This is a genomic window from Bacillus cereus group sp. N8, from assembly GCF_016483685.1.
GTDB lineage: Bacteria > Bacillota > Bacilli > Bacillales > Bacillaceae_G > Bacillus_A > Bacillus_A proteolyticus.
In genome coordinates this window covers 1-341 of record NZ_JAEHBK010000154.1, presented here as the reverse complement: position 1 = coordinate 341, position 341 = coordinate 1, and the positions used below count along the sequence as shown (strand labels likewise).

The following is a 341-nucleotide window of genomic DNA, read 5'->3' as shown; positions in this document are numbered from 1 at the left end:
AAGGATATTCGTCGTCAGCGTCAGATTTTTATAAGAGACATGTCTAAATAACGTGTAGCAAAGCCTTGAAAACGATTCATCCATTCCTTAAAACGTCTATTATAACTATTAACGTGTTGAATATGGTAAATCCCTTTCCTAACGTATGTTCCTTTTCGCAAGTTAATTGCTTCGTGTTGTAATCCCTTCATCTTGGCAAATGTCTTATAATTCGTTGCCGAATCTGTACTTAACAAAGCAGAAGTGTCGATATTACTACCTAACACTCCTTTTAATTCGTGTGCCGTGATACGCCCTTTGCCTGCCATTTGAGAAAGGATTCCGCCGTCCCTGTCATATGC

Annotated in this window: 1 pseudogene; it reads right to left on the bottom strand. The window is 39.0% G+C overall.

The window, feature by feature from the left end:
- Nucleotides 1-41: 41 nt before the first annotated feature.
- Nucleotides 42-341, bottom strand: a pseudogene (locus tag JDS80_RS30815) (IS1595 family transposase); the annotation flags it as partial.